We start from the raw sequence: 13,354 nt of genomic DNA on the forward strand, positions 1-13,354 counted from the left end.
TAACCTTGATCCATTAAGGAGAGATACATATCTTCAAAAAAATCTTTAAAAGTTGTAGTCTCTCCGTTTATTCGTTTGGGTCAGTATCTTCTTCGCTTGTATCTGCGCCTATAGCTTCGACTAAACCAGTAGTGATGTATTTGAAGAATGCTGCAATTGTTTTATACATAAGTCGCGTATCAATTCCATCTAAAAATTCATCTGTAGTAAATTGATTCCCAAATCCTCTGCATACAAAATCAATCAGGATATCTAAAACTTCTGTTTGCGTTTCTTCAAATTCGATTTGTTGGCTTCTTAGGTACTTTTCCTCTAAATCAGCCCCTTCACGTCCAATTCTTCCTGAAATAAAACTAGGCGAGTAAAACACCTTTTCTTTTCCATCTATGAATAATGTGACTTTCATCTTTTGCATTTTGTATGACTCCTTCCGTTAATAAAAAAATAAAAACGAGGGGATATTTCCCCTCGTTACTTCGTCGTCCCACCAGTTGATGCGTTAGGATTATAAACCTTTTTAAACCAGTTTTTCGCCGTATCAGCAGTGAAATCAGTCATATCCTCATCACCTGTATACTGCCAATCACCATTATTATCTGTTTTGATAAATGCACCCTTAATTTTTGGTGTTTGGAAGTTTACCTTGTCTCCTTTTGTTTCATACGATTCCTCAACTAATTCGAAACGACCTTTTAACATCCAAATATATCTGTATTTGTTAGTTGATTTTAAAGCTCGGAAGCCAAGAGCTACATATGGAGCAATATCAGAAGAGTTTTTAATAAGAACACCATTTTTAATGGTATGCCCTAATAAATCAGCTTGAACTTCCAATGGTAAGTCTTGAGCCTCGAACTCAACTTCAACTTCACCAAGAGATGATACTGTATCAGCTGGACCATCATCAGCATATAGAGTTTCTGATGATGTTTTAGGCTTAATACTAGCGTTGATTGCTCCAATAATATTTTTTACTTCATCATGTTCCAAAACAGTTTTATCATCCGTTTTCACCTTTGAATAATGTAAATCTTTTAAACCGACTAATGCCATATTTATTCCTCCTCGACTTTTCTAAATCTCATTGCATAATGAAATATCTGTGTATCATCTTCATATAAATCAGCAATTGCATATCTCGTAAAATCAATAGCATTCATAATCGTATCCACTTTTGAATGAATTGCCGTTGTACTGTTTTTTGACCAAATATCTATTTGAAAGGTAATTTCACTTGATGCTATTTCATCATCTGTAAACGAATCTGGTACATTGTTTAGCTCAAAAAATGTAATCCTAGGAAACTCATCTGCATTTCTCGCTTTCCTATAATAGATTCGTTTTCCTCCTAAAACAGATACAAGCTCTTGATTAGATTCAAGAGCTTGTAAAATAACTGGGCGTAAGTTCTTCAAAGTTTCAACCTCATTTCGTCTCTAAGAATATCTGTCATAGCACGAACAGCTTCAGTTTTTGAAGAACTAAATCCAGGTTCTATAAAAGGCTGTGCTGGCATTTTCGAGGTCCCCCACTCCATAAATTTCATATAGAAGAAAGGAGATCGGTCAGCTTTATCTATACCAATCTTAACTGTTTTCAAGCCATCCTCATTCTTTGCCTTTGTAACACGAATGTTATCGGCGGCATGCTGGCCTGTACGCCATGGTTCACTTTTAGAAGACGGTTTCGGACTAGCACTTCTTGGTGCATATTCTGATATTGACTGACGAATAGGCTCAGCCCCCGCTGCAAGCGCCCTGTCTTCTATTTTGTCCCCTCTTAATCCCAAAGTACTAAGTTCGGATATTAATTGATCAAATCCCATTAAATCTACACTATTAGCCATTCATACCACCGCGTTTCCACATGATTAGTAGTGTGTATTTTTCAGTAGGAATTACTGAAACAATTTCATACATTTGATTTTTATATTTAATCTGCATATCCGCAGTAACATCTTCTCGATATCGAATTTCACTTTTTCCTTGAACGGCACTGTTTGTCGCTGCCGCTTGGAAGTACTCTCTTCCCTTCAAAAAAATGAATGAGCCCCAAGTAGTAAATGACTCTATATATCCATCAATTGGTTCGCCATCCTCGTTTTTTGCATCTGGATCTTTCATAAAAAATGCTAAACGTTTATTCCTTTTAGCTAATGTCATAAAGCTTCACCTTCGTATTTCATTTGAAGGATATTGCTTTGCAAAGATCGTTCCAATTTCCTATATGAATCAGGATCATATTGGATTGCTACATAAATTATTACTGACAATCTATATAAAGCTGAATCCTTCTTCTCAGAAACTCCAGCATTAGTAAAATATTCTTTTGCAGAATCAAGTAAAAGAGTGAGGTTCATATCATCCTCACTCCCATCGATTCGTAAGTATCCTTTTACTTGTTCAAGCATATCATTCATATGCATACCACCTATCAACCACTAGATACAGCTGTTTTCACTGATAATTCCGCGCTTAATGGAGAAATCAATCCATTGTTACCTACAGATTTAACTTGATATGAATACGTTGTATCACCAGTTAAACCAGTATCCTTATAAGTAGCTGTCGGTGAAGTTCCTACTTGTTTCCCGTTACGGAATACTTGGTACTCTTTAATACCCCCATCGTACACAACAGGAGACCAACTGATGTTGGCCGTTGTTACTGTAGTAGAATCAACTTTTAATCCTGTTGGCGCTTGGGGATCTTTAGGGCTGCGCAACTACCTTCGCAACACGGAATGCTGATTTCAATTTGATTTTATGGTCTAACCAAGCTGTTAGAACAAATAATTCCATACCACTGTCTACATCTTTGTCACGGTCATAAAGCATGTTGAGGTCATAGTTAAAATGTGAATAACGGAAATCACCAACTACGGGATCTGTAGCATTATCACAGAAGATAACTGGTCGTCCTAGGACTTGTTCAGGTTGAGTGTTATAAAGTGTTGCATTTCCATTTGCAAGGATTTCAATAATGTCAGAGTAATCCTGATAAGTCATGCAGATTTTTGCGTTTGCACGATAATCTTCATGAAGGTCAGCAAGAGCTTTTTTAATAGCTTTATATTTATTTTCAGCACTAACCTCTTTAATACCAACTTTATAGAATGACATCGCCTCTTCTCCTGTTTTAGGGGTTTTAGCGAAAGCTACTTTTTTCTCTTTTGCTGCTAAACCTGATTCAAGTGCTGCATCAACAGTTTGCACTAAGTTTGTATCAGTACCGTTTAACACTGTTTCTGATACTTTAGCTTTTACTTTGAATTTATTACGACCGAATGTTACCGTATCGCCTTCCGCCTTAAGTTCTTTTGCTGTTGCTTCATCCGAAACAAAGTCGTCATCATCCAAAGTGAAATCGATTTTAGGGACTTCTAAGTTTGTAATGTTTGTGAATGTAGCAACATCACGTAACGGATTTTTTACAAAAGGTTCATGTAATAGTTCATTTGTTAATGTAGATGGTAAGAATTTCTCTCCACCAGAGTTATTACGATCACCTAACGCCATTTTAGCTTCATCAGTCATTGGGCGATTACGAATCGTAGCACGAATTAATTCTGCTTTTGCTGCTGTTTTGCGCGCTTTTGGGTTTTCACTTTGCAAACCAGGAATACTAGGATCTTGCTTCGCTTGAATAGCTGCACGTTGTTCCGCTTCTTGCTCATCATGCTGAGCTTTTAATAAGTCAAAACGTTCTTTTAAATCTTCTTTAGTGTTTTTTAATTGTTTGATGTCTTCAATTGGTACATTAGGATTTGCAGCTTTAGCAACAATATCACTTTCAACTTGTGCTAACTGATCACCTACAGTTTTTAAATTAGCTTTTAATTCATATAATTTCATCTAAATTCCTCCTAAATATAACTTCAGTTTTTCATTGCTTGCTTTTGATTCAGCAATAAGTTGTTTTCTATATTCCTGCTCTTTAACATTGTCAGCTGCATTAGACTTATTTGTGTGATTCAATAAGTCTTCCGGGGTGTTTTTATATCGATTAAACATATCTTTATTTACACTAGCCGCAATCTCTGTTGCTGATTCAACAACATCACATAAACCATAATCCAAGCATTCTTGTGCCGTTAACCATGTTTCATCATCCATTAACTTTGTTAAATCTTCCTCTGAGATACCGTCACCAGCTTTTTGCATGTATGACTGTCTAATGGATGTATTCACTTTATCTAGCATGTCTGCCGCTTCACGTAAATCATTAGAATTACCTGCTGTATACAGCCATGCATTATGGATCATCATCATTGCATTTGATGGCATGTGAATTGTGTCTGCTGCCATTGCGATTACACTTGCAATAGAAGCGGCTAATCCATCCACATGTACATTTACATGTGCTTTATGGCGTTTTAGCATGTTATAAATTGCAACTCCCTCAAATACATCGCCACCAGGAGAGTTAATATAAACATTGAGTGTATTGATATCGCCCATATTGTCTAACTCTTGTTTGAAGCTTTTTGCTGAATGAGCATAATAACCTCCACCCCATGAAGCGATTTCTACATATAAATAAAGATCTGCTGTATCATCTGTTTGGTTTTTAAATTCCCAGTACTTCTTAATTCCCATCACCTCCCTTCGATTCAGGTGCTCTTTTACCATTTCTTTCTGTAATAGGTGTGTCGATTGGATACAAGTCACCACTAATAAGTAGTACATCGCCACCATCTACAGGTGGCAATTCCTCATAAGCCCTAACCTCATTAGGTTTGAACCAACCAGATCGGATTCCTTTTGAGTAAAATTCACCCCTAGTTTGAATATCTCCACGTAAAAGAGCGTTCACATTGAACTTAAACGTAAGTCCTTGCGAACGCTCTGTAACAGATAGAAGCTTCTTATTAAATTCCTGCTCATACATTCTTACAATTGGAATCAACGTATTTTGTAAAAATTCTAATGATTGTTGCTCCATACTTGAGAAATTAGCGTTACTAAAATCCCCAAGCATATGAGGTGGTATATTGTAAACTGTCGCTACTCGAGAACGCGTTATTCGTTCTACCTCAAATACCTTTGTATCAATGAAATCTCGGCTAATTTCTTTTAAATCAGAGCCATTATCTACAATAATTACGCCACTTCCATTTGTAGAATAAAACTCTTTGAACGATTTAAGCATGGATTTCTTCTTTTCATCATTCATATTGGTTGCTATTTTCAGCACAAAAGAAGCTTTAATACCATTCTCCATTTGAGCTAGGCTGAATTCTTTAACTTGTGCATCATAATCAATGGAATCCCTTAGAACATGTATTGGCTTGATTCCTTTATAACCAGACGTATGAATGTGCTTAACGTGAATCATATCCATATTATGGACATAATACCGTTGCCCATCTTCACCCTGTATTTCATAATAAAGTTCTTTTGACTTCTCTTCTAAAACTGGTTCTACTCTAGTCGGATCTAAAATATCCAATGCTTCAACCTGAAATCGATAATTATAACGCTTTAAAGCGTATGCATTACCTTCAATATCACGAAATACTTCCATTGTTCTAATAAAATCAAAGCTTGTCATATTTGGGTTTGGAGAAGTATTCATTAAATCCGCCATTCTGTTGTTAGTTATAGGATAAAAATCTTTGTATAACTTCAACGGCAATGTCGCTAACGAATTTGATAGACGAGAAACAGCTGCAAATATAGTTTCGTTATTTGCTAGAACATCATGATTTTGCCAACTACGTTTACTAGTAAGTTGGTTCCATTTCGTAAAATTTTCATCGGTTATCTTTCTTCTACGGAAAACATTCTTTACTGTGTTCATAAAACCCATTTTCTCACCTCCTAATCATTAAAATTCCATACTTCTATAACAGGTTCTGAAGAAGTCATCAGCATAGCTCGAACGTGAGCGTTAATCAAAGATGCTATCGGATCTATCCTCTCAATTGATTTAGCTTTATCAAGCATGATATTCCCATTATGATCTTCTTTTGTTATGGCATTTCCAGTTGCCCAACTTAAAACAGGGTTGTCGTCATGAATAACGTTTTTAGAATATACTTCTTCTCTAAAATTCTTAGTTGGCTCACCTAAAGTGCCTATTCCTTGCCTAATTTCAACCATTACATATCCTTCAGCTTCCATATCCTGCGCAAACTGGCTAGCATTCCAAGGGTCATAGCATATCTCTTTAATGATAATTCCATATTGTTCTTCTAAATTCTTTATATATGTTTTTATGAAATTGTAATCTACAACACTGCCAGGGGTCGTTGTAATGTATTCCTGTTCATTCCATAAGTCATAACGGACCTTATCTTTCTTTACTTTTTCTCTCATTGAATCTTCTGGCATAAAACTATGACTAAATATGTTGTATTTATCAGTCTTAATAATGATCCCAAGCGATGTTAAATCAATTTTCGCTGATAAATCGATGCCCAATATAGCTTCGCAACCTTCAAAATCCTTCAATTGAAGATTATCATCACCACAAGTACTCCATTTGGACATATCCATATATCCGCTGTCTTTCATATCAACCCAAATGTTCATGTTCTTAGTTAAGAAATTTCGCATTTTTTCAGGAACATCAAGAGCGATTTGAAGCTCACTTCTCAAGAACTTAAGCCCTTCCTCGTAATTAGCAACAATAGGATTAGCTTTCACCCAATTTCTTTCATCCTTTATATCGTCACCTTCATCAAGTTCGCAAATCATTACGAAATATTCTTCATTTTCAACAGGTAAATTAGGGTCCAATATCTTGCTTACATACTGATATTCAGTAAAACATGGTTTCGAAAGGTCAAAACCTGCCGTTGTAATGACTACCATTAATCCTTCTGGTCGTGCTACCATACCTGAAATAAGTACATCGTATATTTCACTAGTATCATGCGCATGATATTCATCGATTACAGAAACACCTGGGTTCGTTCCATCACCAGTTTTTCTTGCTTCTTTTGATAACGGTTTGATAATTGAACCGCTCTTTATATGAGTGATTTTTCCGTAGCTATCAGTAAATTTCCCTTTTAACATGTCAACCACAGCGATTTGGCTTAATACCTCATTGTAAACTAAGGAAGACTGGTCCCTTCCCCATCCAGCTATATAAACCTCTTGTTGTTCTTTAGATAAGAAGCATTCATAAGAGCAAATTATTGCTAATAACTGTGATTTTGCATTCTTACGAGCAAGTTGAATATAAACTTTCTTAACTTTACGTCTGTCGTTGTCTTTACGCTTCCAACAAAAGATATTTGCCACGACGAATAATTGGAAATCAACTAATTCTATCTTTTGCCCTGCAAGGACCCCCTTCGTGTGCTTGAACATAGATGACCATTTATAGAATCGATATAATTCCTCGATATCAAAATAATACTCGAAGCCATCGTTTTGAATAAGGTTCAAGTCACGTAAAAACAGTTCGCATGCTCGTATATGCTTCTTACATGCTGGTACTTTCTTATCTACAATATCTATAGCATACTGATAAATTCGCAAATACAGGCTTTGAGCTGAGACATTTTCATTTTTCATTGCTCTCACCTACAATCTATTACCAAATAGCTTTTCTTCCTCTGTTTTTGGTGGGTCTTGTCCACTCTTTGGCATAACTAACTTACATCTTGAAGTGATAGTTAGTCCTAAGTCACTAGCCGCTTGCCTACATTGTTTAAAAAGCTTGTCCTGATTAACGAGCAAATCTGTATAAACATCATTTGAAACTATCTCTTCTATGGATTCAACTTTATTGCCATCCTGATCGGATTTAATAAATATCTCTATCTTCGTTGGAGAAGTATCAAGTAGTGTTTCTGTTACCTGCCAATACATCTTTTCAGACAATAAATAACGAGCTAATGCATCGACATCGAGATTAGACATAATCCCAATTTCCGCTAGCTCGTCAGAAATCTTTTTAAATTTTCTTCTTAAATCTTTCGGGAGGTAAGTCGGTGCTTTTATCCTATTACTAGGTGCTTTAATTTCTTGCGACTTCCGTTCCTCAATTTCTTGTTTTGTTAAATTCTTTTTTCCTTTATATACAATCAAATCAATTGGTTGCCTTGGACGTGCCATCTTCTTACCTCCTCTCAGATTTTTAGTTTAGGGAGCCCAAACCGCCATTTTTGAAAATTTCATTTAGGGAATTTTCTGCGCGTGAAGCGGGGCGGCGGTCTGGAGGGTCGCCTGCCTTCAAATGTTCATAAGGGGGGCTATATACAAACCAGTGTGTATAAAAATATATCAATCAAATCGGATGATTATATTGAACAATTTTTGTATTTATCCCTTTTTCATGACTCTCAACATGTTCTATATGAATGTAATTAGGATACTTCTCTTCAACATCATCAGTCTTATAATCAAAACTTACTCTGACCTTACCATCAATCTTCTCTCCCTTATAATGTACTTCTGGTACGCCGTTTATATCTGCTAGTACAATAGATAGCAAAGGTTCGCTCATCTTTATCCCCTCTTTCCATGTACTTTGTTATGGCATGCATTACATAAACTTACTAGGTTATCTATATTCAAACGTAACTCCCAATTATCTTTAACTTCTACTTTGTGATGGACCATATCAGCAGGCTTCAGTATTCCTTCTTTAAAGCATTGTTGGCATAAGTTATTATCTCGTAACAGTGCTTGTCGTCGTACTGTTTGCCATGCTGTACTGTTATAAAACGTAGTAGACCTAGTGTCACGTTGTACCCTGTCATAATAACGGGTAGCATGTTTGTTATGGGTATCACAATAACGTTGTGTTGTAAGCTCAGGACATCTCGGATGAGTACAAGGCTTCTTCGGTTTACTTGGCATTTGATTCAACCAACTCTCTTACTCTATCCATCTCTGCTGCAATCTTCTCATTAGTCTCTTGTAATTCATCCCATACCTTTTGTTTACGTTTAATACTTGTGGACTTCTGTAATCTAAAGCGTAGATTCTTTTGATGTTGCATTAACTTCCTTACTACCTTATCATCGTAGAAACAATTCTGCTCTACACTGCATTCAGGACATACAAAGTAATGTTCATTTATATCTTCAGTAATCCGTTTACTCTTAATTTCTTTTATCTTATATTCATATTTGCATTCTTTACAAATAACTTCTGTCTTCATCTATCACTCACCTCATGCTAATTGCTTATGTTTATTAGTTATCCCAAAGCCCATTAACTTTTATATAATCATTTAACTCCTCAATTGTTTTAAAATGATGCGATCCATGTTTGTCGGTTAACGCATATAGTTCAGTTGTTCCTGGTTTGATTGGGATTTTCTCTTCTTTCCCATTCTGATTAGTTACCAGATAAACTTTCACCTCAGGTTCTTCACCCATAAATAATTTCATTTGTTCTTTTGTTATGGGAATTACTGCCTCAGGCTTCTTGAATGCTTTTCTAAAATCAGCAAAGGCCATTCTCTCACATCCTCTTATACAAATAAAAAAGCAGCATATGTGCTACTGTAATTGTTTTACTATCTCATTAAACAACTGTTGTCCTTTTTCCGGATATCTTTCTAGACCGCCATCAGCAAAGTATTCACCTTCACTATTTATCATTTCAATTAGCACTTCACCCTTTTCCCAAACTTGCAAAGAGAATGCTACACAAGATTCGAACACTTTTAATGCTTCTTCTCTATCCGCAGTCGCTAACATAATATCCGTATCAGCATTGTCCCACATCACAACTGTATAGATCAGCACGAAATCACCTCAAAAGAATCTTATTTTAAAAAATCCATAACGAAAACTAATTTATGCAGGGAAATGAATATTATACGCAAAATGACTACCGATAAGATACATTATGTAAATAAGACGGATGGGAAATACCTTGATATCAGTGTTTTTGTGATTTCCTATGAATAAGAGGTATTCATAATTTTATACATTGGCTTAAAAACGCCATTTTTAGCACCTAATCACCGTTATTTCCTGCATAAACTTCACCTTGTTAACTATCTATATTTTCGTTCGGTTTTCGGTCTGTTAAACGGATACGTTTCATTTACTAAAGCTTTTCTTAGTCGTTCCATCACATCAAGAACTTCTTCCTTCTGATTTAGAATGTTTTTAACTTTACTTCCATGTACTTGAAAATTGATGCCGTCGCGACCATCTTCAGTAATACTAAATAAAACATCGTGTTGACTCATGATTCCCCTCCTCTATTTTTGAATGAAACTTCACATTGCAAGAGATATCCCTCTAATTCCCAAATCTTATTCGTAATTCGGTCTTTGCAGATTTCGATACCGATATTCACGTCATAATTGGCAGGATCAACACACGCGCTAGACTCTGTTAAAATGAATCCATTCGGCAATTTAGCGATTACCACTGTACACTTGCCGTGAAATTCTTTTACCGTCCAATGCGTTCGTTCTAAAATGCTATCAATTTCTTCCTTAGCAATTGTGTTTTTTACCTTTTGTTCTTTCTTTTTCGCTTTAACCATTAAATTGTTTACTAATGCAATCTGTCCTGCTGTAACAGCTTCTTCAATTCCGATTTCCCCATCCTCATCTCGTCGTTCAATTAACTTCGCGCTAAGTTCCTCTTTAATTGATTGCAATTCTGATAATTTAATAATCGTCTCTTTGCCCATCTTATTTATCCCCTTCCGCGTGGTAATGATATTCCAAAAGACCTAAGTCATTTGTCGCCCCGAATTTCAAAATACTGATACCTTTCGAGAATTTATGATTAAGATTTTCGTCATATGTTTTTAAATAATACTCCATCTTAGGAATAATATTTGTAGTAGGATTTACAATTAATTCTGTTGATGGAAAACCTTCCATGAATATTTCAACAAATACATATTTCGCTTCATTCTCAAATGCTTCTTTAAAGACTTTTTCAAATTGTTCTCTTTTATTCATTATTCAACCACCATCCAGTCGTCCGCTAACATATCAGATTGGTACGCTTGAGCAGGAGCAACACCGCCCATATCTTTTAAAACCGCAAAAATAGTTGGACCTAAATAAAATGATGTCTTGTATCCTTCGTCCTTTGTTTCATTAAGATATGGTTTATTTGATAAAAACCAATAACCACCCCAAATAGCACGAGTTACTTTCTTGCCTTTCTTTAATGCATTTATCGCATCACCAAAACTTAAACCTTCTTCGATAACAGTTGTATATCTCACTTGTTTTCCCTCCTCTATTTTCGTTCGTTGTGTTCGTTTGTTTTGTTAGAATTACTTACCCAACAGATAGTCCACCCATTCAACTTGTTTCTTCAATTCCTCATCAGGCATATTCTCTAATCCTTTAAGAGTGTAATCTTCTCCAAACTCTTTTCCACCATCAATGACGAATTGAATCATTTCTTCTCTAGTCATGTTCTTATTACCCCTTATCTTTCCTTAACAACAAACAAGACGCCCACCAGATCACGGCAGCGCCTACGATAATTGCTATTATTTTAGTCATGATTTAAATCCTGAGATTTGATTCGGCACTATTAATACGTTGTGCAATTGTATCAGCATGAACTGAAATCTTAGTTTGAGGGAAACCAGAAAACTTATTAGTAAGTCTCTCCAACTTCTCCAATGCGGCCACACATTCATTAGCAGCAGCAGTTAACTCTGCAATATTTTCATTAGCTTCTTTTGTATCAACGTCTACTTTTACAGCAACAGTATTCTTTTTATCGTTTTCCATTAATTCCTTAACTCCTGCCGTTTTTGTAGCTTTATATCCGTGATCTTTAGCATATTGCTCAATGAAATCGTACATTTTTCTAACTTTAGATTGTTCTTCTGGTGTACACTCACCTTCAATTACAATTTCAAACTTAATTGTTCTCTCTTCCATCATTCATCCTCCTAATTGCTATTGGTTTAATCACTATTCAATCACTAGTCCTAATTCACGTTGAACTCCAGAGAACGAGTATCCATATGCATAACCTACAATACGAATACCTGCAGCGTATCTATGCTCTAAATCTTCATTGTAAGTTTTCTTGTAATACTCTAATTTAGAAACGATATTATGTTTATCATTAATAATTACCTCATCACTAGGGAAGCCATCCATTTCAATCTGTACAGCTACATAGTTAGCCTCTTCACTTGCTGCTTCATTAAAACATTGTTCTAATCCTTCTAATGTTAATTCCATCCTTATCCTCCTAACCAAATGTCCATTTTGTTTAATATGCGGGCAAGGATTTGCGCCTTGCATGACAATGATTATAGTGTCAGTTTATTAAACCCGTTAACAAGGTTCATTGTCAGAGTGATAACACCGCACTCCACATCGTTACATGTGTTCGTCTACCTATTCCGCCACCGCATAAATGTTTAATGTGTAATTTCTATATAACAAAGAAAAAAGCACCCGTTATGGATGCTTGTGGTTTTAAATTATAAGTTTTCTTTAATCATGCTAACCATATAATTTATTGCTTGCGCTTCATCTCTTGAACCTAATTCTTTAAATTCAATAAATAGTCCATCGTCATTCATACAACGTGCGCCGCCATAATAAATACTATTAACATCAGAAAGTTTTATTTCCCAGTATTCAATTCCATTACTGCTCTTAACCGGGTACATGAAAGTTTTTAATACATAAATTGGCTCCATTTTATCTCCTCCTTTCCCAATCTATCTATTCGACAGAAAAGAAGAAAATCCTACAAAACAAAAAGCCATCACCGCAAGGTGACAGCTCCTAAAGGGGAAGAGAGATAACAAATGGCAATAAGTATCTCTTAGATTGATGTCAAGATTATTCTTAACATTCTCCAAACCACCGTATCAACTAGTATGGCTACACGCCCTGTGTTCGGTGACTGGGAGAAGACTAAGAATCTTCTCGTTTATACTCCGTGGAGTCGGCTACTTAATGTCATTTTCACCAATTTCTTTTACACAATGTGATTATATCCAAGACGCATATCTTTCTTCCGGCGCCTTGTTTGAACCAACACACAAGACTGAGGGGAATGTTCAGCTGTATTGGCTCAAACAAAGAGCGGAAGCTCTCTGCTCGTTTAATCGTTTAGAAGAAGAACCTTGACTTACATTAGTAAATGTTGTGAGTAATTACTAATAAATTAAGTTATTTCTTCTTGCTAGGAGACGTGGTCCATTCAATCGAACAGACCAACATCCCCATTTGTAAAGCGATCCATTTTTAACATAAAAATCAATAAACCACATGACAGGGTGGTTTTACTACCTATGAGCCTACAAACGAAAGGCGGTACGTTTATACACTCAATGCGAAGTAAAACAGTATGACGAATGCGATTTAGCTCACACCCGCCACACTGGAATATGTTTTAGTTAGTTTAAGGGAATCTTACCACCCTTACGGCG

The 13,354-nt window shown here is 35.8% G+C and carries 25 protein-coding genes; all 25 read right to left on the reverse strand.

Going from position 1 to position 13,354, the window contains the following annotated elements; genetic code table 11:
• Nucleotides 1-67: 67 nt before the first annotated feature.
• Entirely contained in the window at nt 68-415 is a 348-nt protein-coding gene (gpG, locus tag J0835_RS28915) for a phage tail assembly chaperone G (RefSeq protein ID WP_242250176.1), read from the reverse strand.
• 56 nt (nt 416-471) lie between these two features.
• On the reverse strand, nt 472-1,053 hold the full coding sequence (locus J0835_RS28920) for a major tail protein (protein WP_087983575.1): 582 nt from the start codon (nt 1,051-1,053) through the stop codon (nt 472-474).
• Between the two features lie 2 nt (nt 1,054-1,055).
• Nucleotides 1,056-1,415 carry a DUF3168 domain-containing protein gene (locus J0835_RS28925; RefSeq protein WP_242250177.1) on the reverse strand — a complete coding sequence of 120 codons (360 nt, stop codon included), beginning with the start codon at nt 1,413-1,415 and terminating at the stop codon, nt 1,056-1,058.
• Nucleotides 1,412-1,846, reverse strand: coding sequence for an HK97-gp10 family putative phage morphogenesis protein (locus tag J0835_RS28930; RefSeq protein WP_242250178.1), 435 nt, complete (start codon nt 1,844-1,846; stop codon nt 1,412-1,414). Before J0835_RS28930 ends, J0835_RS28925 begins: the two co-directional genes overlap by 4 nt.
• Nucleotides 1,839-2,162: a phage head closure protein gene (locus J0835_RS28935; RefSeq protein ID WP_242250179.1), complete on the reverse strand. Its 324-nt coding sequence runs from the start codon at nt 2,160-2,162 to the stop codon at nt 1,839-1,841. Before J0835_RS28935 ends, J0835_RS28930 begins: the two co-directional genes overlap by 8 nt.
• Nucleotides 2,159-2,419: a head-tail connector protein gene (locus J0835_RS28940; protein WP_242250180.1), complete on the reverse strand. Its 261-nt coding sequence runs from the start codon at nt 2,417-2,419 to the stop codon at nt 2,159-2,161. The genes J0835_RS28935 and J0835_RS28940 overlap by 4 nt, the downstream gene beginning before the upstream one ends.
• 14 nt (nt 2,420-2,433) lie before the next feature.
• The gene (locus J0835_RS28945) at nt 2,434-2,724 is read right to left on the reverse strand and encodes a fibronectin type III domain-containing protein (RefSeq protein ID WP_242250181.1); all 291 of its coding nucleotides are present in this window, start codon (nt 2,722-2,724) and stop codon (nt 2,434-2,436) included.
• Nucleotides 2,711-3,853: a phage major capsid protein gene (locus J0835_RS28950; protein ID WP_242250182.1), complete on the reverse strand. Its 1,143-nt coding sequence runs from the start codon at nt 3,851-3,853 to the stop codon at nt 2,711-2,713. The genes J0835_RS28945 and J0835_RS28950 overlap by 14 nt, the downstream gene beginning before the upstream one ends.
• Complete coding sequence (locus J0835_RS28955; RefSeq protein WP_223262125.1) at nt 3,854-4,597, reverse strand: head maturation protease, ClpP-related; 744 nt, start codon at nt 4,595-4,597, stop codon at nt 3,854-3,856.
• The gene (locus J0835_RS28960) at nt 4,587-5,810 is read right to left on the reverse strand and encodes a phage portal protein (protein ID WP_242250183.1); all 1,224 of its coding nucleotides are present in this window, start codon (nt 5,808-5,810) and stop codon (nt 4,587-4,589) included. Before J0835_RS28960 ends, J0835_RS28955 begins: the two co-directional genes overlap by 11 nt.
• Nucleotides 5,811-5,821: 11 nt before the next feature.
• Nucleotides 5,822-7,528: a terminase large subunit gene (locus tag J0835_RS28965; protein WP_242250184.1), complete on the reverse strand. Its 1,707-nt coding sequence runs from the start codon at nt 7,526-7,528 to the stop codon at nt 5,822-5,824.
• A gap of 9 nt (nt 7,529-7,537) precedes the next feature.
• Entirely contained in the window at nt 7,538-8,071 is a 534-nt protein-coding gene (locus J0835_RS28970; RefSeq protein ID WP_087983558.1) for a phage terminase small subunit P27 family, read from the reverse strand.
• Between the two features lie 172 nt (nt 8,072-8,243).
• Nucleotides 8,244-8,462, reverse strand: a complete 219-nt coding sequence (locus J0835_RS28975; protein ID WP_242250185.1) for a hypothetical protein — start codon at nt 8,460-8,462, stop codon at nt 8,244-8,246.
• Nucleotides 8,463-8,464: 2 nt separating this feature from the next.
• Entirely contained in the window at nt 8,465-8,818 is a 354-nt protein-coding gene (locus tag J0835_RS28980) for an HNH endonuclease (protein ID WP_087983625.1), read from the reverse strand.
• A complete protein-coding gene (locus J0835_RS28985) occupies nt 8,808-9,122 on the reverse strand; it encodes a hypothetical protein (RefSeq protein WP_087983554.1) in 315 nt (104 codons plus the stop codon). Before J0835_RS28985 ends, J0835_RS28980 begins: the two co-directional genes overlap by 11 nt.
• Before the next feature lie 34 nt (nt 9,123-9,156).
• On the reverse strand, nt 9,157-9,423 hold the full coding sequence (locus tag J0835_RS28990) for a hypothetical protein (protein WP_176373410.1): 267 nt from the start codon (nt 9,421-9,423) through the stop codon (nt 9,157-9,159).
• Nucleotides 9,424-9,465: 42 nt separating this feature from the next.
• Nucleotides 9,466-9,714, reverse strand: coding sequence for a hypothetical protein (locus J0835_RS28995; RefSeq protein ID WP_087983552.1), 249 nt, complete (start codon nt 9,712-9,714; stop codon nt 9,466-9,468).
• Nucleotides 9,715-9,968: 254 nt separating this feature from the next.
• Complete coding sequence (locus tag J0835_RS29000; RefSeq protein ID WP_074585901.1) at nt 9,969-10,166, reverse strand: hypothetical protein; 198 nt, start codon at nt 10,164-10,166, stop codon at nt 9,969-9,971.
• Nucleotides 10,163-10,468, reverse strand: coding sequence for a Gp49 family protein (locus J0835_RS29005; protein ID WP_242250196.1), 306 nt, complete (start codon nt 10,466-10,468; stop codon nt 10,163-10,165). The genes J0835_RS29000 and J0835_RS29005 overlap by 4 nt, the downstream gene beginning before the upstream one ends.
• Before the next feature lie 151 nt (nt 10,469-10,619).
• The gene (locus tag J0835_RS29010) at nt 10,620-10,895 is read right to left on the reverse strand and encodes a hypothetical protein (RefSeq protein ID WP_242250186.1); all 276 of its coding nucleotides are present in this window, start codon (nt 10,893-10,895) and stop codon (nt 10,620-10,622) included.
• Nucleotides 10,895-11,167, reverse strand: a complete 273-nt coding sequence (locus J0835_RS29015; protein WP_100635114.1) for a Thoeris anti-defense Tad2 family protein — start codon at nt 11,165-11,167, stop codon at nt 10,895-10,897. The genes J0835_RS29010 and J0835_RS29015 overlap by 1 nt, the downstream gene beginning before the upstream one ends.
• Nucleotides 11,168-11,218: 51 nt before the next feature.
• Nucleotides 11,219-11,362, reverse strand: a complete 144-nt coding sequence (locus J0835_RS29020; RefSeq protein ID WP_193434168.1) for a hypothetical protein — start codon at nt 11,360-11,362, stop codon at nt 11,219-11,221.
• Nucleotides 11,363-11,456: 94 nt separating this feature from the next.
• The gene (locus tag J0835_RS29025) at nt 11,457-11,840 is read right to left on the reverse strand and encodes a hypothetical protein (protein WP_000392742.1); all 384 of its coding nucleotides are present in this window, start codon (nt 11,838-11,840) and stop codon (nt 11,457-11,459) included.
• Nucleotides 11,841-11,873: 33 nt separating this feature from the next.
• On the reverse strand, nt 11,874-12,149 hold the full coding sequence (locus tag J0835_RS29030; RefSeq protein WP_000424058.1) for a hypothetical protein: 276 nt from the start codon (nt 12,147-12,149) through the stop codon (nt 11,874-11,876).
• Nucleotides 12,150-12,394: 245 nt separating this feature from the next.
• Complete coding sequence (locus tag J0835_RS29035) at nt 12,395-12,616, reverse strand: hypothetical protein (RefSeq protein ID WP_212934935.1); 222 nt, start codon at nt 12,614-12,616, stop codon at nt 12,395-12,397.
• Nucleotides 12,617-13,354: the final 738 nt, after the last annotated feature.

The sequence above is a fragment of the Bacillus cereus group sp. Sample62 genome, from assembly GCF_036851315.1.
Taxonomy (GTDB): domain Bacteria; phylum Bacillota; class Bacilli; order Bacillales; family Bacillaceae_G; genus Bacillus_A; species Bacillus_A wiedmannii.